Source organism: Flammeovirgaceae bacterium SG7u.111 (assembly GCA_034044135.1).
Taxonomy (GTDB): Bacteria; Bacteroidota; Bacteroidia; order Cytophagales; family Flammeovirgaceae.
In genome coordinates this window covers 6803577-6824752 of the sequence record CP139021.1, presented here as the reverse complement: position 1 = coordinate 6824752, position 21176 = coordinate 6803577, and the positions used below count along the sequence as shown (strand labels likewise).

The 21176-nt window shown below is 42.4% G+C and carries 15 protein-coding genes; 7 read left to right on the top strand and 8 right to left on the bottom strand.

Annotated features, from left to right (window positions below; genetic code table 11):
* The 4 genes from R9C00_26295 to R9C00_26280 all read right to left on the bottom strand — a co-directional run bounded on the left by R9C00_26295 (position 1) and on the right by R9C00_26280 (position 3681).
* A complete protein-coding gene (locus R9C00_26295) occupies positions 1-1254 on the bottom strand; it encodes a metallophosphoesterase (GenBank protein WPO35210.1) in 1254 nt (417 codons plus the stop codon).
* 142 nt (positions 1255-1396) lie between these two features.
* Positions 1397-1885 (bottom strand): cytidine deaminase, encoded by a 489-nt coding sequence (gene cdd, locus R9C00_26290; protein ID WPO35209.1) that lies wholly within the window; start codon positions 1883-1885, stop codon positions 1397-1399.
* 54 nt (positions 1886-1939) lie between these two features.
* Complete coding sequence (locus R9C00_26285) at positions 1940-2752, bottom strand: hypothetical protein (protein WPO35208.1); 813 nt, start codon at positions 2750-2752, stop codon at positions 1940-1942.
* 113 nt (positions 2753-2865) lie between these two features.
* Positions 2866-3681, bottom strand: a complete 816-nt coding sequence (locus R9C00_26280; GenBank protein ID WPO35207.1) for a hypothetical protein — start codon at positions 3679-3681, stop codon at positions 2866-2868.
* A gap of 94 nt (positions 3682-3775) precedes the next feature.
* On the opposite strand from R9C00_26280, the gene R9C00_26275 reads away from it, so the two are divergent.
* The gene (locus tag R9C00_26275; protein ID WPO35206.1) at positions 3776-4678 is read left to right on the top strand and encodes a tyrosine-protein phosphatase; all 903 of its coding nucleotides are present in this window, start codon (positions 3776-3778) and stop codon (positions 4676-4678) included.
* 28 nt (positions 4679-4706) lie between these two features.
* Here R9C00_26275 and R9C00_26270 read toward each other — a convergent pair whose 3' ends face one another.
* Positions 4707-5279, bottom strand: a complete 573-nt coding sequence (locus tag R9C00_26270; GenBank protein ID WPO35205.1) for a NifU family protein — start codon at positions 5277-5279, stop codon at positions 4707-4709.
* 264 nt (positions 5280-5543) lie between these two features.
* Between R9C00_26270 and R9C00_26265 the strand changes: the two genes are divergently transcribed.
* Together R9C00_26265 and R9C00_26260 are read left to right on the top strand one after the other, a co-directional pair.
* The gene (locus R9C00_26265) at positions 5544-6797 is read left to right on the top strand and encodes a competence/damage-inducible protein A (protein ID WPO35204.1); all 1254 of its coding nucleotides are present in this window, start codon (positions 5544-5546) and stop codon (positions 6795-6797) included.
* A gap of 57 nt (positions 6798-6854) precedes the next feature.
* A complete protein-coding gene (locus tag R9C00_26260; protein ID WPO35203.1) occupies positions 6855-7466 on the top strand; it encodes a thioredoxin family protein in 612 nt (203 codons plus the stop codon).
* A 290-nt stretch (positions 7467-7756) separates the two neighbouring features.
* Here R9C00_26260 and R9C00_26255 read toward each other — a convergent pair whose 3' ends face one another.
* Positions 7757-8203 (bottom strand): hypothetical protein, encoded by a 447-nt coding sequence (locus R9C00_26255; protein ID WPO35202.1) that lies wholly within the window; start codon positions 8201-8203, stop codon positions 7757-7759.
* A gap of 307 nt (positions 8204-8510) precedes the next feature.
* On the opposite strand from R9C00_26255, the gene mutS reads away from it, so the two are divergent.
* Positions 8511-11126 (top strand): DNA mismatch repair protein MutS, encoded by a 2616-nt coding sequence (gene mutS, locus R9C00_26250; protein ID WPO35201.1) that lies wholly within the window; start codon positions 8511-8513, stop codon positions 11124-11126.
* A gap of 567 nt (positions 11127-11693) precedes the next feature.
* Entirely contained in the window at positions 11694-16973 is a 5280-nt protein-coding gene (locus R9C00_26245; protein ID WPO35200.1) for a MopE-related protein, read from the top strand.
* 100 nt (positions 16974-17073) lie between these two features.
* Here the strand turns inward: R9C00_26245 and hisC are convergent, their stop codons facing one another.
* A complete protein-coding gene (gene hisC, locus R9C00_26240; protein ID WPO35199.1) occupies positions 17074-18168 on the bottom strand; it encodes a histidinol-phosphate transaminase in 1095 nt (364 codons plus the stop codon).
* Between the two features lie 150 nt (positions 18169-18318).
* On the opposite strand from hisC, the gene R9C00_26235 reads away from it, so the two are divergent.
* Entirely contained in the window at positions 18319-19083 is a 765-nt protein-coding gene (locus tag R9C00_26235) for an Eco47II family restriction endonuclease (GenBank protein WPO35198.1), read from the top strand.
* Here R9C00_26235 and dcm read toward each other — a convergent pair.
* Positions 19059-20297 (bottom strand): DNA (cytosine-5-)-methyltransferase, encoded by a 1239-nt coding sequence (gene dcm, locus R9C00_26230; GenBank protein WPO35197.1) that lies wholly within the window; start codon positions 20295-20297, stop codon positions 19059-19061. The two genes, R9C00_26235 and dcm, sit on opposite strands and share 25 nt — an antisense overlap.
* 186 nt (positions 20298-20483) lie before the next feature.
* On the opposite strand from dcm, the gene R9C00_26225 reads away from it, so the two are divergent.
* Positions 20484-21122, top strand: a complete 639-nt coding sequence (locus R9C00_26225) for a DsbA family protein (protein WPO35196.1) — start codon at positions 20484-20486, stop codon at positions 21120-21122.
* Positions 21123-21176: the final 54 nt, after the last annotated feature.

Sequence of the window (21176 nt, the reverse complement as noted above, 5' to 3'; positions counted from 1 at the left end):
CTAAGCTGTTTTCAATTCAAGGATGGTGATTTCTGGGAGAATGCCTATTCTGCCCGGAAATCCCAAATATCCGAACCCTCGGTTCACATACAAATATTGGCTTCCTTCCTGGTAAAGCCCTGCCCATTTTTCATACATGTATTTTACAGGACTCCATTTTAGTCCCGGTATTTCCACGCCAAACTGCGCTCCGTGCGTATGCCCCGCAAACATGATATCAATATCTTTGTAATCGCTTCGTACTTGTGCGTCCCAGTGGCTAGGATCATGGGAAAGCAATAATTTAACAGGAATATTTTCTGTGCCCTGATGTGCTTTAGCCAAGTCGCCGTGTTTGGGGAAACGACCTTTTGCGCTCCAATTTTCTATTCCTAGCACCGCTATTTGTTGCCCGTTTCGTTCCAACACCTCGTGCTCGTTCATCAGCAATCGCCAGCCCATTTCTTTGTGAATTTCCTTGAGCCGCTCTAGGTTTGCACGCTTTTCTTCTTGGCTGTCCCAGCGGACATAGTCACCATAATCGTGATTGCCCAGCACCGAATACACACCCATAGGAGCAGAAATTCGTTCAAAAATCTCTTGATGGTTTTCTATTTCCGAGGCTACATTGTTCACTAAGTCACCTGTGAAAAAAACTACATCGGGTTTTTCGTTGAGCAGCATATCGACGCCTCGGTTCACGGGATCTTTTTTATAAAAACTCCCCGAATGGATATCGGAAATTTGACAGATCTTTAGCCCGTCGAATTCCGAAGGTAAGTTGGGCAACGATACGCTCAGTCGCCTGATGCGGTAGTCGTGCGCTCCAGAGATAATTCCGTAGAGCATAGCCCCCATAGGAAGCCCACCCATGAGCAAGCCCGTTTTTGCCAAAAACTCAGAACGGGAAATGCCTTCGCTTTCCCCTTTGGGTTCACTACTGGGTTTTACCTGTTGAAAAGCCCATTGCCCAAACCGTCGGACATCGTCGATGACAAGAAAAAGTGCCACCATAATTTTGGAAAAGAAAACCATGAAAATCCCCACGCCAATGAAGGTGCGAACTTGCCTGTTCAATAGTTCGGGGTTGCCAAGGAGCAAGAACAAAAAACTACTAACAGCCAAGATGTTAATGGTCCAATAAAGAATATGGATACTGCGGGTAGCTGTATTGTTCCAGTTTCTGGTAACGGTTTTTACAGCTTGGAAAACATAAAAATCCAGCAATACCATTAGGAATGCTGCGAGTAATAAGAAAATGATTCTATTGAGCATAGGGTGTTTTTTATGACTTAGGCTTTCTTGAACAAAGCTGCCGTAATATCGGCTATTGCGACAGCCTGGTTTATCAAACCAACTGATACAGCAAACCTAACAAGAGCTTGGGGGTAAAAGTTATCTCAACTTTATAAGCGTATCATTTGAGGGATTTAGCGGTAAAAGATAATGGGAGAAGGCTAGCGATAGATTCTACGAGGACGATTTTCCCATTACCTCCTTCCAAAATCATGTTGATGCTTTTCTGCTGTTTGTGCTCATATTCGAGCATGGCTTGGCGGCAGCCTCCACAAGGGGAGACGGGTAGGAATTCATTACTCTCGGCTTTTCGGGCTGTCACGGCAATACTGATGATCTGCTGATTGGGACGGTTTGCCCCCGCCCAATAAATGGCGGTTCGCTCGGCGCAAAGGCCTGATGGGTAGGCAGCATTTTCTTGGTTTGTGCCCGTAATTATTTCACCGCTTTCTAGCAAAATAGCTGCACCTACCAAAAAATTGGAGTAGGGCGCATAGGCATTCTCGGTCGCCTTTCTCGCTGCCCGAAGTAATTCTTGTTCTTTTTCCGAAAGTTCGTTTTCGCTGTCTAGTTCTGTTACGGAAATGTTCAGGTTTATCTTTTTTGGCATATTTAATTTATGTTAATCAGTCTATTAAGGCTTTTAATAATGCTGGTATCTCTCTCAATTTACCAACTGCGCCTCAATTTCATCAAGGGCTTTTTCTAACGATTCCAGCTTGCGAGAGGTTTTAGTGGCGATGTCGTAAATCAAAAATTTCTTCCGCTTGTATTCCGAATCATCACCTCGTTCGTAGTATTCGATAAAAATCTCTTTGTGCTCATTTTGGAAGTTGTACCTCTCGATATCTATGTTTTCGGTTACTTGCGTAAGGTTCTTGCCCGAAAGATCGGAAATGTACAAATCTTGGTCGTCTTCAGAGTCAAGCTTGCCATCTTTGTTTGTGTCTTCGAAAGCTAGTTTGTAGGCAATGTTTTTCACTGTGGTGTCAATTTCATTGAAAAGGTTTCCGCTCTTTTGTGGAATGTTGTATTCTGTTATAACTCCCTTTTTGTTTAAAAGCTTTATAATCGGCTGGTAATTTTCATCTAAGAAAACAATGTTTATATATCCTGGAAAGTAATTGTAGTAGCTGCTTTTAGATAGTCCTAGAGATACTTCATCCCTTTGGTGATGGCTATCAACTAACTCCCTAGCTTCTTTGTAGTTTTTTACATTTACAGTGACAAAGAAATTTGTTGAATTATAAATCTCTTGAGGTGAGTCGTATATTATACCCTGCAAAGCCAAGTTCTTCTCTTTTGCCTTATCCAATTCATTTCCAACTATCACTCCTGCTGGCTCATCGTAGCGACTTCCCCCAAAAAAATCTCTCGCAAACTCTGAAACCATAAAGAGAAGTGCGATTACAGCAATGGTCAAAATAATCAGCCCGTTGGCTATGACGAGGAACTTGATAAATTTGTTTGATAACATGATTGTTCCAAATTGGTTAGAAAAGAATTGAAGTAGCTTAAAAATGAACAAAAATTCTCCAATTAGGAAGTAATGGCGTTACGAATAAATCATATGAATAGAGCTCTCTACAATCAATTCACTAACTGTGCTTCAATTTTATCAAGGGCTTTTTCTAACGATTCCAGCTTACGAGAGGTTTTGGTGGCGATGTTGTAAATCAAAAACTTCTTTCTTCGGTATTCAGAATCATCTCCTTGCTCGTAGTACTCAACAAAAATCTCCTTGTGGTCATTTTGAAAATGATGGGATTCGATTTCAATTCCTTTGGTGATTTGAGTTAAATCTTGTCCCGAAAGGTTGGAAATGTATAAGTTTTGGTCGTCTTCGTAATCGAGCTTTCCATCCTTGTTAGAGTCTTCAAATACAATTTTATAAGTAATGTTTTTAATTGTGGTATCGGGTTTACTTTCGAAGTAATTTACTGGCATATTCATTTTAGTGACAACCCCCTTTTTATTTAATAGGTAAGTGATCAATTCATGGTTTTCATCAAGAAAAACTATATTCATATCATGTGTTTCATATCCATAAAAAGGATAGCCTCCCGGTGGAACTTGTTGAGTGGGTGGTACTTCTAAAAGTAGCATTTCACCTGTATCAATTTTCTTTGCCTCGTCATAACTTTTCACACTGACACGTAAATAAAAATTGGTGGAATTAAAGACTCTTTCAGGTGATTCATATTCTATCCCTTGCAAAGCTAAATTATTCTTTTTTGCCTCATTCAAATCTTCTCCTACAATTACCCCTGCTGGCTCGTCTAAACTATTGCGTGAGAGGTCACGAATAAATTCTGGGAATAGGCGAAATAGGGCAATGCTACCTACGATTAAAAAAATAAGCCCATTGGCTACTACCAAAATTCTGATAAATTTGTTTGATAACATGATGGTGTATTAATGTGTTAAACAGAAATGTAATTCAATTGCACTTGTATAATGTGGTAATTGCCAATAGATACAAATAGATTAAACACAGCTTATGAAAATTCTCATCCCCGCCAAACTGTTGCTTTACCCTTTTTGGGCAAATTACGTCGATTGGGATGCCGAACGAAACCCTATGGATATTTCCGGAGAGTTTCGTTTGGAAGGCTTGCAGGTTGAAAATTTAGAGGAATTACTGAAAGGTCGGGAAATAATAGTTGCGGGGGTCGATAATTTCCGAGAGCTGGGAGGGCATCAGCTTGCCGATGGCCGGAAGCTTAAAAAAGGACTGCTGTTCCGCTCAGGGCATGCCGATAGCATTTCCAGCGCAGGAATGGCTGTAATGAAAGGATTGGGCATCAAAACCATCGCCGATTTTAGGAGCGAAGCAGAGGTTTCCAAGCGAAGGAGAGGGAACTTAGCCGAAGAGGGAATGCAAGTACATGCCTTGCCCATTTTTAACCAAGGGGAGGTTAGGAAAGTAAAAGCCAAGTTGCTTTCTGGGGAAATTAGTTTTGAGGAATCGGAGCAGATGATGCGGGATGTGTATCGCTATTTTGTGGAAAGCGGGGCGGATAGCCTAAAGCAGTTTTTCCAGCTTTTGCTCGAAGAAAAAAATTACCCCATCCTTTTCCACTGCACGGCAGGTAAAGACCGAACGGGTTTTGCTGCTGCCCTGCTCATGAAAATGTTGGGCTTTTCAACGGAGCAAATTTTGGTTGAATACATCCTTACAAATCTGTACCGGAAGCAGGCGAACCTGACCCTCGCCAAAAAAGCTAGCCTTTTTGTAAAAAAAGAGGCACTCCTGCCGCTTTTGGAAGTTCGGCAAGAGTACCTCAAACATGCTTTTCAACTTATAGACCAACTGCACGGCTCTTTTGAAAATTACCAAAATTCCGTGCTGGGAATTGGGGAAAAGGAGGTGGAAATGTTAAAAGAAATGTTATTAAGCTAGAGACGCGATTAATCGCGTCTCTACATTTTTAAACTCCTTCCGCAATCACTTCTGTAACCGAAGGAACCATGCGCTGCACAAGGTTCTGGATACCAGCTTTGAGCGTAACCGTTGACGATGGACAACCGCTGCACGAGCCTTGCAAATGCACTTTTAGCACTCCAGTGATTTCATCGTACGAATGAAACTGGATAGCGCCACCGTCCATTTCTACTGCCGGCTTTATGTATTCGTCCAATATTCCCTTGATCTTTTTCACTGCTTCTGAGTCGTTGTTGGCTTCAACGATCACCTCTGGCTGCGCTTCGGTAAAAACTGGTTTTTCAGCCTCAAAATATTCCTTTATATGCTTTTTGAGTATTGGAATAATTTCTGGCCAGTCTTTATCCTCCGATTTAGTAACGGTGATGAAACTGCTCATGTAAAATACCCTCGTCACAAAATCATATTCAAAAAGCTCTTGTGCCAAAGGCGAGCTGGCCGCACTTTCTGGGGTTGGGAAATCTTTGCTTTCTCCATTTTCTATCAGCATAAAATTCAACATGAATTTCATGGAAGCTGGATTGGGGTTTGCCTCGGTGTATATGGTGATGTTTTGCATTTTTCTTCTGATTAATTATAGATGCTTTTCTAACTTTGATTGCCCTTGCTTTGTTCCTTAACTAAGCTTGAAAACTCAATTTTTATAGGGCAAAGTTAGTAAAAATGTGTTGCTTTGATTTTTAGCACTAGAAGTTTGTGTTTGCTAAGAGGATGACATCGTATATTGTAACATCACTTTAATTGTAACGAGTTTCAAGTCTTACGTTCTGGAGGAGAGTGGTTGAAAAGAAATGACCTTAAACCAACATAAAACCTTAAAAACATGAGGAAAAAAATAGTTGTGGAGATCATCACCATTGGAGATGAGATTTTATTGGGAAATATCACCAATACTAACGTGCAATGGCTCGGTGAACAACTTACCAAACATGGCTTTGATGTAGAAAGGCAAATTACCGTGGGCGACGATCGTCCTAAAATTTTAGAAGCATTTGAGGCCGCTGCTAGCCGAGCAGATTTTGTGTTGGTTACGGGTGGCTTGGGGCCTACCAAAGACGATGTGACCCATAAAGTGTTGCTTGAGTTTTTTAGTACCGAATCGGTTTTTAACGAATCTATTTTCCACAACATCCAAAATCTTTATTTCCAAAAAGGGAAAGAACTGTTGGGCCTCAACCGCTCACAAGCAATGGTGCCTGCCAAAGCAACGGTGTTGAATAATAGGACTGGAACAGCTCCGGGCTTGTGGATGGAAAAGGGCAAAACCGTATTTGTGGCGATGCCGGGCGTGCCTCATGAAATGAAAATAATTTTTGCAGAAGAAGTGCTGCCTAAGGCGCTAGCCCATTTCAAAGTAGGCCTAGTTAGGCACCAGTTTATTCGCACTTCGGGGATCCCAGAAGTTAAGTTAGCGGATATGCTGGAAGAGGTGGAAAATGGATTTCCTTCGAATTTGAAGTTGGCTTATTTGCCCTCTCCAGGCCAGGTGCGCTTGCGACTCTCGGCTTTTGGTGAAGGAAATATAGAGCTAGAAAATTTGTTGCAAACCGCTACGGAGCAAATCCAGAAAATAGCCAGCGAGTTTGTGTACTCTTTGGAAGATGAGGAAATTGAAGCAGCTATTGGAAAACTGTTGATAAGTAAGGGTGAAAAGTTGGCAACTGCCGAAAGCTGCACGGGAGGTTTGCTGGCCAGCAAAATTACCGACATAGCGGGCTGCTCGGCTTATTATGAGGGCGGAATAGTTTCGTACAGCAATGCAGTGAAAGCAGGGCAATTGGGTGTGAAAATTGAAACCTTGGAGGCTCACGGGGCGGTGAGCGAAGAAACGGCTTGTGAAATGGCGGAAAATGCTCGGTTCAAATACGGAGCAGACTACGGTATTTCCACCACGGGAATTGCCGGGCCGACAGGAGGCGTACCGGGAAAACCTGTAGGTACGGTGTACATCGGCTATTCCGATAAACACGAGACTTTTGCCATTCGTCTGCAACTTTCTACGGATAGAAAACTAAATACGGAACTGACTTGCATCAAACTTTTGAACCTTTTGTGGCAAAAACTGATTAGTGGATGAGATAATAAAATTTGCATAAAAAACTGATCAACTTAATAATACAAAATTTTCAACCAGATGATTACGCAACAATCAGTGATTTCGAAAGAAACAATCGAGCAAGCTTTTACTTACCAGCAATATCGCAACTTGCTCGACCAGCTTTTTGAAGAGGGAAAAACGACAGGGCCAAACCAAAGTGAGGCAATGCTGGAATATGCAAAAATCAATCAGCAGCGGATGAAGCGTCTCGATAAAACCACCAAGCTCAGCGAAGAAGTTTTGGCAGCCGTGCAGCAGTTGGAAAAGAAAGTTGTCTGGTTGGTACTTACCGAAGGCTGGTGTGGCGATGCTGCACAAAATCTTCCAATTATCAATAAAATAGCCGAAGCTTCTTCAAACATCGAGCTTCGCCTCATTCTGAGAGACGAGAACTTGGAAATAATGGATGCTTACCTCACCAACGGTGGCAGGTCTATCCCCAAGCTAATCGCTTTGGATGCGGAAACCTTGGAAGAACTGGGCACGTGGGGACCTCGCCCAGAACCAGTTCAGGCAATAGTGAATGAAAACAGGGAAAAAGGCACGCCTTACCATGAATATTCTACCCAAATCCATAAGTGGTACGCCACGGACAAGACGCTTTCTTTGCAGAAAGAAATGGTAGAGTTGATGGGGAAGATGATTTAATGATGCGATGATATGCTAATGTGCTGATTGAGAAGATAGATGATTTAAAAATGTCGTAGCCTTTTTAGATGCCTACGACATTGCTATTTCTAGGAAAAAGTGTAAAATTAATTCGTAGCTCGACTGTCTTTTTTAAATGCTGTCCTCTGTGTATAACATTGTAAATCATTTAGTATTGATCCATCTTAATTCGTTCTGTGTATCACAGAACGAGGATGTAGTTTTTTTCTCATATAGAAGGGTTGGTCGTGCTATTTTAAGTTTTGATATCAATTACTTGGAAGTTAAGCTTATTCATCAAAGCATAACCAGAAGTAATCACCTAACTCATGTTTGATCATAATGGTGGATTTTAAACTATCAGACTTTTCACCATAATCATGAACAAATGGAGGTGTATCTATTTCTACTTTCCAATTAGTGACTTGCTCATTTCTTAAATCAAGTAGAACATTTTCTAGAAAATCATTAGTAAGTTTAACTTTATGCTCTTTATATACTATTTCAAGATATACCATACTAGAGTCGTAAGAAGGCAGTGCTAAAAACCCATCTGTGGAAAAAATCTCAATAGTATCAGAATTTGACAGTAAATACCTGATTTTAAAGTCTTGCTCATACTCAGACGGTAGTAATTCATTCTCATCTACCGACATAGAAATTGTGATTTTCTTATTTTGGTCTTCAACACATGAAAAAGTGAAAGCCATGAGTAAAAGGAAAATGATGTTTTTCATAAGACTAGATAGAATATTCGGTTTAAATTGATTCAAAATTAGTGAGTTGTTACAAATAAATGTATCAGTGACTACAAAGTTTTAGCATTAGCTGATTTTTCGAAAAAATGAAATAATTCTGGTAGAGAATAGAAGATCTTACGTCTCTACGTTTTAATTACCTACCAATTTTTATAGCTTTGAGATGGAATTGTTTTCCAGCCTCCAATCTGCGAATGGCCTGCCTAAAACAGGTCATTTTGTGTTGATGAAAGGGTGGAACAACTTCACAAATTGAATTTATCTCACACAACAATATTCTAGAAAATTGGCGAAAGGTAAGGCAGGGCAAGAGACCCCACTCATGAAGCAGTACAATGCAATTAAGGTATCGCATCCGGGTGCGATGTTGCTGTTTAGAGTTGGCGATTTTTACGAAACTTTTGGGGAAGATGCGGTAACGGCGAGCCGGATTTTGGATATTGTGCTCACGAAGCGTTCGAACGGTTCGGCTTCGGAAATGGAGCTGGCTGGCTTTCCCCACCATTCGCTGGATACGTACCTGCCCAAGCTAGTGAGGGCGGGGCAAAGGGTGGCTATTTGCGACCAGTTGGAAGACCCGAAACAGGCGAAGGGAATTGTGAAAAGAGGGGTGACAGAGTTAGTGACGCCTGGAGTTTCGTTCAACGATAATGTGCTGAGCGTGAAGCGGAATAATTATCTCGCTTCTGTTTTTTTAGATAAAAATATTTCGGGTGTTGCCTTTTTGGATATTTCCACGGGGGAATTTTTGACGGCACAAGGACCTATAAAATACGTTGATAAATTGTTGCAAAGCTTCCGTCCTTCGGAGGTGATTTATTGCAAAAACCAGTCGGAAGCGTTCAAAGACCAATTTGCCGATGAATACAATACCTACCGCCTAGAAGATTGGGTCTATACCCAAGAATATGGCTACGAAAAGCTGACCAAGCACTTTGGGACTACAAACTTAAAGGGCTTTGGCATTGAGGAAATGCGAGCGGGCATTATTGCAGCTGGAGCAATTCTATTTTACCTAGAAGCAACGGAGCACAATCAGATCAGCCATATTTCGTCCATTTCGAGGATAGAAGAGGAGCAATATGTGTGGCTGGACAGGTTCACGATCCGCAACTTGGAATTGGTATATCCGCAGCACGAAGGCGGTGTTCCGCTTATCCAGATTTTGGATAGTTGCGTGACGCCTATGGGCGCTCGGATGATGAAAAAGTGGATTGTGCTTCCGCTCAAAAACAAGTTGGTAATAGAAGACAGGCTGGCGGTAGTGGCACATTTGGTGGAAAAGGAAGACCGCATTGGCGAGCTGCTACAACCCTTGCAGCAGATTGGCGATGTGGAACGGTTGATTTCCAAAGTAGCTGTTGGGAGGATAAACCCGAGGGAATTGAACCACCTCAAAAGGGCTTTGGTAAATACCCTTCCTATCCGAGACTTGCTCAAGAGCATTGAGCTTCCGCAAATGCAAAAGTTGGCTTCCAAGCTACATGCTTGCGAATTTTTGATCGAAAAAATTGATAAAGAACTGAGCGAAGACGCTCCGATGAACCTGCACCAAGGTGGAGTGATAAAAGACGGAGTAGATAAGGAGCTAGACGAATTCAGGAAGCTTGCCTTTTCGGGGAAAGATTACCTGCACCAAATCCAGCAGCGGGAAATTGAACGTACAGGGATTTCTTCCTTGAAGATAGCCTACAACAAAGTGTTTGGTTATTATTTGGAAGTAAGAAATGTGCACAAAGATAAAGTACCTGAGGAGTGGATAAGGAAGCAGACGTTGGTAAATGCCGAGCGGTACATTACCCAAGAGCTGAAGGAATACGAGGAAAAAATCCTTCATGCAGAATCTGGCTTGGGCGTGATAGAGCAACGGATTTTCCAAGAGCTGGTAGTGACTGCTTCGGAATTTGTGACGCAAATTCAGCAAAATGCGGTGACCTTGGCTACGCTCGATTGCTTAGTTTCTTTTGCTTCTAAAGCTATTGAAAACAATTATTGCTGCCCAGAAATTAGTGAGGGAAAAGCCTTGGCGATAAAAGCCGGTCGCCATCCTGTGATAGAACAACAACTGCCTTTGGGCGAAGAATATGTGCCTAACGATATCCGTTTGGACGATTCGGAGCAGCAGATCATGATTATTACTGGACCGAATATGTCGGGTAAATCGGCATTGCTGAGGCAAACAGCCCTGATAGTGATGATGGCGCAAATGGGTTCGTTTGTCCCCGCCAAAGAAGCGCACATCGGTTTGGTAGATAAGATTTTTACCAGAGTGGGCGCATCGGACAACCTTTCCAAGGGGGAGTCTACTTTTATGGTAGAAATGACCGAAACAGCCAGCATCTTGAACAACCTGAGTGATAGAAGCTTGGTATTGATGGATGAGATTGGGCGGGGAACAAGTACCTACGATGGTATTTCCATTGCTTGGTCCATTGTGGAGCATTTGCACAACCATCCTGATAGCTCGCCCAAAACGCTTTTTGCTACCCATTACCACGAGCTCAACGAGCTGGCATCGGACTTTCCCCGCATCAAAAACTTCAACGTATCGGTGAAAGAAATGGGGAACAAGGTGATGTTTATGAGGAAACTAAAGCCAGGGGGCAGCGAGCATAGCTTCGGTATCCACGTTGCCCAAATGGCGGGTATGCCCAATAATGTAGTGATACGGGCAAGCGAGATTTTGCAGCATTTGGAAAAGGATAAAATCTCCAGCAAAAACCGAAAGCGCTTCAAAGAAGTACCAAAGGTCAATTATCAACTCAATCTTTTTGAGCCTAGCGATCCACATTACACCCAAGTGAAAGAGCTACTCAAAGCCTTGGATATCAACACAATTTCCCCAGTAGAAGCCTTGCTCAAACTTAATGAGATTAAGAACTTGCTGGGAGATTCGGAGTAGGGGAAATTTAGCAACTCCTAGGGTATAAATGCATTAGGAGCTTTTTTTCTGTAATGGGAAAAGGAATTGTGAATAACAGTTAACGCCTGATTGGTTCTTCTTGGGAGAAGAAAGCGAAAGTGTTATTTTTATAATACTTCTACACTGTACTCCAAAATCTCATTTAGGAGCAACTTTCCAGTAAATTTTACTAGCTACCAAATCCTGCATCTATACGTCTTACAGGGTTAGTAACCACTACTTCTGGGTTTTCAATTCAGAGGGCGAATTGCCTAAACTTACAAATACATCTAGCAAATTGACATCAACTTCCAAATGGGAGGTATATTTTGGGTTCATGGTTAACAAACCTTAATAATACATAGGAACTTTGTTTTATGTTTGTAATGAATATAGCTTTGGTGACATTCATTCCTCAACCTACACTAAATAGCTATGAATGGCTAATTTCTATTAGTACCATTTGTCTTCTATTTCACATTTACCTTTGATTAGGTGACACCCTAGCTATCAGGATCCACACTTCACTTCTCAGTATTTTTTTACACCCATTAATACGCTTTTCTAATGAAGATAAAATTACTGTACTTGTTACTATTTGGATTGTTGTTCGCTCATTTAACAAGTGGACAAGATTTTGGAAAGTCCTACTTAGGACCTATAGGAGAGGTGGTAGAGTCTTTTAGGGGCAATAAAGTTGTGCTTAAGACTAATTCAACTTCCTCCTCTAACGGCATGGTTTCTCTTTCAGCGCAAGGGAATGAGTTGGATATTCTCATTCATTCTTCTAAAAAAGAAGATGGGGGTGAGCAGTTTTTTGGTTCTGTGAAAGGAGAAGGCAATAGTAAAGTATTTTTGGAGTCCAATGAGGGGGGGCTTCATGGTAGCATTTATTTGATGGATAAAGAGCAATTGTTCGATTTTGTAACAGAGGGTACGAATGTTTATCTGCAAGAAAAGGATATTCATGATGTAATATGTGTTGGGTTAGAAAGGGCGGATGACAGGGAGGACTTGGTACAAGGGAAACCTCAGATAGGGGGAATATTAGGGGCAATTCCCGATCTTCAAAGTATGCCAGGGGCAGAAGCAGTAGCATTTTTGGATTTTGATGGTCAAACAGTGACTGGTACTTTTTGGAACACTTCCTATAATAGTGGAAATCCCATAGTAGCGGCATCTACTAATTACACTACAGAAGAAATGGTTGATATATGGAGAAGGGTGAGTGAAGACTTTGCTCCGTTCAATATCAACATCACTACTAGTGAGGCGGTGTTTTTCAGTGCGCCTAATAACAAACGAATGAGGGTGATATTTACACCGACTAGAGATTGGGTAGGTAATTATGGTGGAATAGCCTACTATTACTCATTTGCCTGGAATACAGGAGCTCCTCCTTATTATCCATCAGTAGACGATACGCCATGCTGGGTTTTTAATCAATATTATAGGTATGCTGCTGATGCGGCATCCCATGAGCTTGGGCATACTTTTGGGGTTCACCATGATGGAAGGGTAAGCCCTTCAGAGGAATATTATTATGGTCACGATGATTGGGGTACTATTATGGGAGCTGGATATTATACCAATGTAGTCCAATGGAGTAAAGGAGAATATCCATCGGCAAATAGACAAGAAGATGACCTTGGCTTGATCTCAAATACAAGTGGCTATACGTACATCGGTTTTAAGCCCGATGACCATGGAGAGTCTTACCTAAATGCTACTCAGTTACTGTACAATAGTGAAGGAAAAATAAGTCCACAAGATAACAGTGGAGTTATTCATAATCGATCAGACGTAGATGTGTTTGCCTTTACATCTTCAGGAGGGTTTGAAGTGCTTACTGTTCGTCCAAATCAGTGGAAGCCGAATTTGGATGTGTATCTTGAACTGAGAGATTCGGACGGTAATATAGTAAAAACAGCCAACCCTGTAGGATGGTCAGCAAGTATTGGCCATTCTTTTGATGAAGGAACTTACTACCTGTATGTATCTGGTACAAAAGGGGATTTGGGGGCAGATTCAGATTATGGATCTTTGGGGACTTATACCATAGAAAGTGGAGTGGCAGATATGGGTGAAGATATTACGGGTTGTGATTATACGTTGTTTGATCCTAGTGGAAACCATTTTAAATACCCTGCGGGAATTGATATGACCCAAACCCTTTCCCCAGAATATCCAGGGGGCAAAATCCAATTAGATTTTAGTAGGTTTTACCTTGATCCAACTTATAACTCGAGCGCAACTGTTAAAGAAGACAAGCTTTACATATATGATGGGGCTGATATTAATTCACCATTGATAGGCTCTTATACAAAAAGTAGTTCACCTGGGGTAATGACTGCTACCAATCCTGCGGGGCAATTAACACTAAGGTTTGAAACGACAAGTAGTTGGGAAGCAGAAGGTTGGGAGGCAGTGGTGAAATGTGTTTATAGTACACCTCAACTCACCTCAATTTCTACCGTTTCCTCAGTAGGAGGAGAGGTAGTGTTAAAAGGGCAAAGCCTACAAGAACTAACCTCTGTAACCATCGGGGCGACTGAATACACCAACGTGGTTGTAAATGCAGAAGGAACTGAAGTTGCCATAGATTTACCTTCTGGTTGTGATAAAAACCTGAAGGTAGAAGCAAAAGTGGGCGCTGAAACCTTGACCGCTAGTTTCACTTTTTCTTACACAGATGATATAAAACCTGTAATAACTGATTTTCCATCCGATATAAATACTACAAACTCTGAGGGTTTGTGTGGAGCACAAGTCGCATTTGTTGCAACTGCAACAGATAATTGTGATGCTTTGGCTGCATCTTATTTCACCATAAAGTCAGCGAGTGGCAGTGAAAATATCGTGATCACTTCACCCCATGAATTTCCCTTGGGCACTACTGAAGTGACGGTGCATGCAGCCGATTTGGCTGGAAACGAGGCAGATATAAAGTCCTTTTCTGTAACGGTGAAAGATACGACTGCTCCTGTCATTTCTGTTCCCACCGATGTTTTTGCTCAAAATGCGGAAGGCTTGTGTAAGGTGCCCTTGAGCTTTTTTGCATCGATTACAGATGCTTGCGATGGAAATTCAATTCCTCTTCAATACAAAATAAAACAGGAAAGCGACGATACGATAAGTATTTCATCTCCGTATGATTTCCCCCTTGGCGAAACAACCGTGATGGTTTTTGCCACCGACCCTTCGGGAAATAAAGCAGAAATGAAAAGCTTCAAGGTAGCCGTGGGGGAAGAATTTTTGGCCACTTGGTACTTGGACTCAGACGGCGATGGATTTGGGGACTCGCTCCAAACTACAAAAGCATGTGCGCAACCGGTAGGTTATGTCTCCCAAGCGGGTGATTGTGACGATGCCGATGGGGCTACTTACCCCGGAGCTGTAGAAATTTGCGATGGAAAAGATAATGATTGCGATGGACAAGTAGATGAAAGTGCAACTGATGCCCCTCGTTGGTTTGCCGATCTGGATGGCGATGGCTTTGGTGATCCTTCAGCGGACACCCTTGCTTGTTCCCAGCCAGAAGGGTTTGTGTCTGATGATACGGATTGCAATGATGAAAATGCTACGGTTTATCCGGGCGCACCGGAGATTTGCGATGGCTTGGACAACGACTGTGATCCTAACACGGTTGAGCTGAATGTGTCCCTCATATCCAAAACAGATCCGACTTGCGAAGGTGAAACAAACGGAAGCTTTGAAGTAGAAGCAAATGGAGGAGGAGGTTCTTACTTGTTCAAAATGGGTACGGACTCGCCAACGGAAAATTCGAGCTTTGAAGGGCTGGCTGAAGGCACTTATTTTGTAACCGTAAGCGATGCATATAATTGCGAAATTGAACTTGAAGTACAGCTTTCCAATCAATTCAAGATTCCTGAACAGCCCACAGTTTCGGTAGAAGGAGTTCCCGGAATCAGCGCGGAAACGAAGCTTTACAGTGGGGTGGTAGCAGATGCTTTGCAGTGGTATAAGGATGGCATAGCGATAGTAAATGAAACAACGAATGAGTTGATTCTCCCCAAATCCGCTTTTACCGATATACTTTCTTCTTACTACTTGGAAGCGATAAATGGCGGAGCTTGTGGAGTATTTTCAGAGAACGTTTCGCTCAAAGCAATTGAAGAAATAAAAATTTCAACCCAACACACAGACGTGAGTTGTCACGGTGCTGTAGATGGAACCGTCGAGGTTTTGGCTACGGGCGGGGAAGGTGAGCTGGAGTTTGGTTTGGATGAAGAAGCTTTTTCCAATATAAATTTGTTTGAACAGCTCGATTCGGGAAGTTATAAAATCTATGTGCGAAGCTCCGAAGTTCCTCAATATGTCGATTCGGTTTCTGTAACCATTTCCCAGCCCGAGCCGCTTTTGCTTTCAGCAGAAACTAGCGGTTTGCAATGTGAAGGAAATACTGATGGTGAGGTGAGCTTGGCCGCTACGGGCGGAACTGAACCTTATCTTTTCAGCAAAAATGGAAGTGATTTTCAGGAAGATCCTGCTTTTCTAAACCTGACCGAGGGTGAGTATTTATTTGTGGTGAGAGATAGCAACGGCTGTGAAGTGGGGCTTGTCGTTGCTCTAAAAAGTAAGATTGAAATGCCTGCTCAACCCGTGGTTTTGGTGGAAGGAATCCCAGGAATTAGCGAAGAACTGAAGCTTTCAAGCGAGGTTGCAGCCGATTCTTTGCAGTGGTACAAAGATGGTTTGGCGATGGTTGGAGAAACTGAAGCTGAGTTGGTACTTCCCAAGTCAGTTTTTGGGGAGTCGTTAGTTTCTTATTCCTTAGCAGCGATAAATGGCGGAGCATGTGGAGTGTTTTCAGCCGAAACCTCGCTCAAATCGATTGAAGAAATAAAAATCTCAATCCAAAAAACAGATGTTAGCTGCCACGGTGCTGCTGATGGAACTATTGAGGTTTCGGCAACGGGTGGCGCTGGCGATCTGGAGTTTAGTTTGGATGGAAAACCCTTTAGCAATGTAGCGCTGTACGAAATGCTAGATACGGGAACCTATACGGTTTCAGTACGAAGCATTTCGGCTACTGGGTATGTGGCTAGGGAAGCGGTGAGAATTGAAGGGCCTGATGAGCTGATACTAACCATTAAAGAGCAAGTTGCTCCAACCTGTGAAGGGGATCAAACCGGTCTGCTAGCTTTGGAAGCAACAGGAGGTTCGGGAGGTTATTCGTTTAGCGTGGATAGCAGCACATTCCAAACGGATGGTGTTTTTGAAAACTTAGGAGCAACAAGTTTGACTGCCTTTGTACGAGATGAAAACGGTTGTGTGGCGAGTGTTGCTACTTCGATGCTTGCGGTGAGTGAAGCCCCTGCTTTGCCTCAAATTGAGGTGTTGGTAAAAGAAGATGCGAAGGCGAAAATGGTACAATTGCGCTCGACTATAGAGGGTGCGGCTTATCAGTGGTACTTGGATGGAAAAAGTATTTCTGGGGCTACGCAACGGGAATATGAAACGCAGCTTACGGATTTTTCCGAGGGTACGGCTGGCTACCAAGTAGAGGTGTTCAATAGCTCGGGCTGTGCTTCCATTTCCCCGGTGGAACTGGTCACGGGCCTGGATGAGGCGTTGCTGGAAGCAGCTTGGGAAGTTTGGCCTAACCCAACTTCTGACCAGTTGAAGGTGAGTGTTACTTTGCCAGTTTCCAACAAAAAAGTAGAGTTTCAATTGATTGACCTGAATGGCAAATTATTGTTGAGTAAGCAACTTGGAAGCGAGGAGGAAATCTCTTTTGACCTTGCCAAATTTGTCTCGGGCACGTACATTTTGCTGCTGAAGAGCGGAAGTTTTCAAGTGCAGCGGAAGGTGGTGAAGGAGTGATTTAAAGGGATTTTTGGTAGAAGTGGGCTGTGTGTCACAGCCCATGGGTAGGAAAAAGAACGTCGTGGGCGGCCGAAACGACCACGACGTTTTGACTATACTACCCCAAAACTTCTTTTAGTTTTTCCACACACAATTCACATTCTGCCATCGTTCCAACAGAAATGCGGACACAATGAGGTAAGCCAAAGAACTTCAATGGGCGAATGAATACACCTCTGTCAAAAAGGGTTTGGAAAATTTCCATGGCGCGTTCTTCGGTTCCAAAGTCTATCATTACGAAGTTGCCGAAAGAGGGGACATAGTTCAACCCAAGCTTTTCAAATTCTTTGTAGAAATAAGCAAGCCCTTTTTGGTTGTGATCTACTGTTTTTTGTAAAAAAGCTTCGTCTTGCAGAGCAACAGCAGCGGCAACTTGTGCCATAAAGTTGGGGTCGAAAGTCAGTTTGACTTTCGAAAGGGCATCGATCAACTGGGGATTACCTATGCCGTAGCCAACCCGTAGTCCGGCTAATCCATATGCTTTTGAGAATGTGCGCAGCGTGAGCACGTTTTCCCAACCATAACCTAAGCTATCTGGGTATTCATCGGAAAGCATTCCCGAATACTCAAAATAAGCCTCATCTACGATCACCAGCACGTTTTTAGGCACTTTTGCCATAAAACTTTCCAACTCGGCTTTGGTGATCATCGCCCCGGTAGGGTTGTTTGGGTTGCTTAGGTACACCGCCTTGGTCTTGTCTGTAATTTTCGTAGTCAAGGTCTCCATATCGAAGCGGTAGCCTTCTGCCATCGGTACTTTAATGAATGGGATTTGGTTGAGCTTAGTGTACATTTCCACCGCTACAAAAGTAGCCTCAGAAGAAAGTACTTCGTCCCCTGGCTCGAAAAAGGTCTTGAAAATGAGTGAAAGGATTCCATCAGATCCATTGGCTAGGACAATGTTTTCAGGCTTTTGGTTAATTTTCTTCGCCAATATTTCTTTTACGTCCATACTACCTGGATCCGGATAGAGGTAGATATTTTGTGCAGCTGCCTGCATGGCTGCAATGGCCTTAGACGAGCAGCCCAAGTTGTTCTCGTTGCTGCTGAGGATAGCTGTTTTTTTTAAGCCTTTTCCTTCAAAAACATTTTTTACGGCTTTGCCCGGTTTGTAACTCTGCAAAGCATCTATATGTGAGGGAATCTTGATCATATTTGTTTCTTTATTTTGATCCGCCAAAATAATAAGTATTGGTGAGATAATTAGATTGATGTGCTACTTGTTTTGAGGATGCGTGTTTTTGATGTAATTTATCCGTCAATACATAAATGGCTTTTGAAATTGTCAACAAATACGTAGAATATGGGGAATAAATATGTCGATTTTATTACAGACGAGCATCTAACCGATTGTATTAGTAATCTTTATGGTGCTTATGTGAGAGCTAAAGAAGGGATAAGCAAAAAGAAGTTTTACAGCAATAAAATTGATACAGTCAAGCTCACCTTTGATGTGAAGTTCGATAATCTCGACGAAGAAAGTGTTATTGAAGCAGAGATACTGAGGCAAATAGACAAGTCCATCAATAATTCGATTGGGACGTTCCACGAGGAAATTCTCGGGGGGATAAATGGCTATGAAATGGGAAAGTTAAGTGGTTTTGACATTAAGGCTACGGACGACACGCTATTTGCCGATATCAAAAATAAGCATAATACGATGAATAGCAGTGCGGCAGAAAGTTTGTTCCAAAAACTTGCCCGCTATGCCGATGATTATAAAAAAGCCAAATGCTATTGGGTGCAGATTCTTGCCAAGGGTAGCTTTAACGAAAATTGGGTGGGGGAGATCAACGGGAAAGAGTATAGCCATAGTAGGGTTTTTAAAATATCTGGTGACCAATTTTATGCACTCCTGACTGGAAAAGAAACAGCATTTTTTGAACTCTATAGAGCATTGCCCAAGGCTATTTCTGATTTTTTGGAAAGTATGGAAAAAGGAAAAGCCAAAACTGAAAACTCAGCTTTGGCTGAAATAAAGAAAATGACCGAAACGAGCAAACGATCTGTTTTTGACCAAATCACTGTAGAAAACTTTGGTTACTATTTAGGCTTTGACAAGCTATAATAAGTATTCAAAAACTTAACGATGGCATAGCCAACTTCCTGTCCTAAGTTAACAGGGACTGCATTGCCAATTTGCTTGTACTGTTGGGCTACAGAGCCTTCAAAATGCCATTCATCTGGAAAGGTTTGGATTCGTGCATATTCCCGTACGGTGAAGGGCCTGGTTTCGTCTGGGTGGCAGCGCTCGGTTTGCTTTTGGGCTGGGCTGCATGTAAGTGTGAGTGAAGGCTCATCCCAACCAATTCTTCTTGCCATTCCCGTTTTTCCTCCTCCTAAATAAAAACTTCTTCCCATGTATTCCTTTTGGATGTCGAGGGGTAAATCTCTCCAGTAGCCTTTTGGAGGTACTAGGTCAAGGACTTGTTTCTTGTATTCTGGGTATTTTGCTCCTGCCGAAGTGGGTACATTCGAGTCAAATAATTCACCTTTTTTAAGGGCATCGGCAAGGTTGTATATTTTCTTGTGAGGAGTGGGGTACTCGAATTCTATATCAATATCTTTTCTTACCCCTACTAAAATCAAACGCTCACGTTTTTGAGGAACTCGGTAATGGATTGCTTTTAGTACTTGAACGGGAACGACATTGTACCCGATTTCATCGAGGATGGAAATCATGCCTTGCAAGGTTTTCCCTTTTTCGTGGCTTAACAACCCTCGTACATTTTCCCCTATACAAATGGCGGGATTGACTTGCTGGACAACTCTTGCGAATTCATAAAATAAGGTTCCGCGGGCATCGTTTAATCCCAGCTTTTTTCCTGCATAGCTAAATGCTTGGCAAGGAAACCCGCCAGTGACCACATCTATTTTGTTGTGATATTCGGAAAAGTCGAAGTCTTTAATATCGCCTTCTAATACATTCCAGTGAGGTCTGTTGGTTCTGAGCGTTTGGCAAGCCCATTTGTCTATTTCGTTCAGCGCGGTGCATGTCAATCCTGCTTTTTCCAGACCGATAGCTAAGCCTCCAGCTCCTGCAAAAAGTTCAAGGACAGTGTATTGATTTTCAGGCTCGACATAGTTGGAAACGTCATCTTCGGCATCATCGTCAAACAAAGAGCCTAGAAGTGTTTGAACATCCGATTTTTTATAAACTCGGTAATTTGAAACAGGTTCTCGGACAGCATTTAAAATCCCTTCTTTGTCCCATCTTCGTAGCGTTTCTTTGCTTTTGCCTACGAGCTTGGCTGTTTCTGATAATGTTAAGTATTCCTTCATAAAGTTGTTTGTATAACCATCTTGTTAAACCTTGTTCAATGGTTACAAATTTAGTGCGTTTCATTGACTTGGCAAGGGAAAAGTACTTTATCTAGGTAAGATCTTAATTTATCCTTGTATCTTTTTTTCATCACAAAACTCAAAACCATTCTTGGAAGGGATTAGTTGACAAGGAAAGAAGATACTATGGCAGATATAGAAATAATGTATGTGTACGACGCTTTGTGTGGCTGGTGCTATGGGTTTAGCCCGGTAATAAGGCAGCTGAGTGAGAAGTATGGGGAACAGATCAAGTTTACGGCGCTGAGTGGTGGCATGGTACTGAGGGAAAGGGTAGGGCCGGTTGGGGAAACGGCTGGTTACATAAAGTGGGCATATAAGGAGGTAGAAGATGTGTCTGGGGTGAAGTTTGGCAATGGGTTTCTGACGCGGATTTTGGAGGAGGGAAGTTATATGTACAGTTCGGAAAAGCCGGGTGTGGCGATGACAGCTTTTAAGTCGTTGAGCGATAAGGGGCAGGTGGAGTTTGCTGGAAAGCTGCAAAAAGCCCTGTTTTTTAATGGTGAGAATCTGAATAGGGATGATGTGTATGGGCAATTGGTAGAAGATTTTTCTATAGATAAAGAGGAGTTTTTGAAACGCCTGAGAAGCGAAGAATACCGAACCTTGACTTACGAGGAGTTTAATAAGGTGGGGGATTTTGGGATAAATGGTTTCCCTTCTCTTATTTTGAAACAAGGGGAGAAGTTATATTCGCTGAGTAGGGGTTACCAAGGTTTTGATGCGTTAGATGAGCAGCTATCGACTTTTTTGGCTGAGCTTTAGCTTAAGGATGGATAAATCTAACACAATGGGGAGGGGGAAAGATGCTTTTTGCCA

Bases quoted from the DNA above. Each gene is read 5' to 3' on its own strand.
- R9C00_26235 (WPO35198.1), top strand. From the start codon at position 18,319: ATGGGGAATAAATATGTCGATTTTATTACAGACGAGCATCTAACCGAT.
- hisC (WPO35199.1), bottom strand. From the start codon at position 18,168: ATGATCAAGATTCCCTCACATATAGATGCTTTGCAGAGTTACAAACCG.
- dcm (WPO35197.1), bottom strand. From the start codon at position 20,297: ATGAAGGAATACTTAACATTATCAGAAACAGCCAAGCTCGTAGGCAAA.
- R9C00_26285 (WPO35208.1), bottom strand. From the start codon at position 2,752: ATGTTATCAAACAAATTTATCAAGTTCCTCGTCATAGCCAACGGGCTG.
- R9C00_26275 (WPO35206.1), top strand. From the start codon at position 3,776: ATGAAAATTCTCATCCCCGCCAAACTGTTGCTTTACCCTTTTTGGGCA.
- R9C00_26245 (WPO35200.1), top strand. From the start codon at position 11,694: ATGAAGATAAAATTACTGTACTTGTTACTATTTGGATTGTTGTTCGCT.
- R9C00_26225 (WPO35196.1), top strand. From the start codon at position 20,484: ATGGCAGATATAGAAATAATGTATGTGTACGACGCTTTGTGTGGCTGG.
- R9C00_26295 (WPO35210.1), bottom strand. From the start codon at position 1,254: ATGCTCAATAGAATCATTTTCTTATTACTCGCAGCATTCCTAATGGTA.
- R9C00_26280 (WPO35207.1), bottom strand. From the start codon at position 3,681: ATGTTATCAAACAAATTTATCAGAATTTTGGTAGTAGCCAATGGGCTT.
- cdd (WPO35209.1), bottom strand. From the start codon at position 1,885: ATGCCAAAAAAGATAAACCTGAACATTTCCGTAACAGAACTAGACAGC.
- R9C00_26260 (WPO35203.1), top strand. From the start codon at position 6,855: ATGATTACGCAACAATCAGTGATTTCGAAAGAAACAATCGAGCAAGCT.
- R9C00_26265 (WPO35204.1), top strand. From the start codon at position 5,544: ATGAGGAAAAAAATAGTTGTGGAGATCATCACCATTGGAGATGAGATT.
- R9C00_26270 (WPO35205.1), bottom strand. From the start codon at position 5,279: ATGCAAAACATCACCATATACACCGAGGCAAACCCCAATCCAGCTTCC.
- R9C00_26255 (WPO35202.1), bottom strand. From the start codon at position 8,203: ATGAAAAACATCATTTTCCTTTTACTCATGGCTTTCACTTTTTCATGT.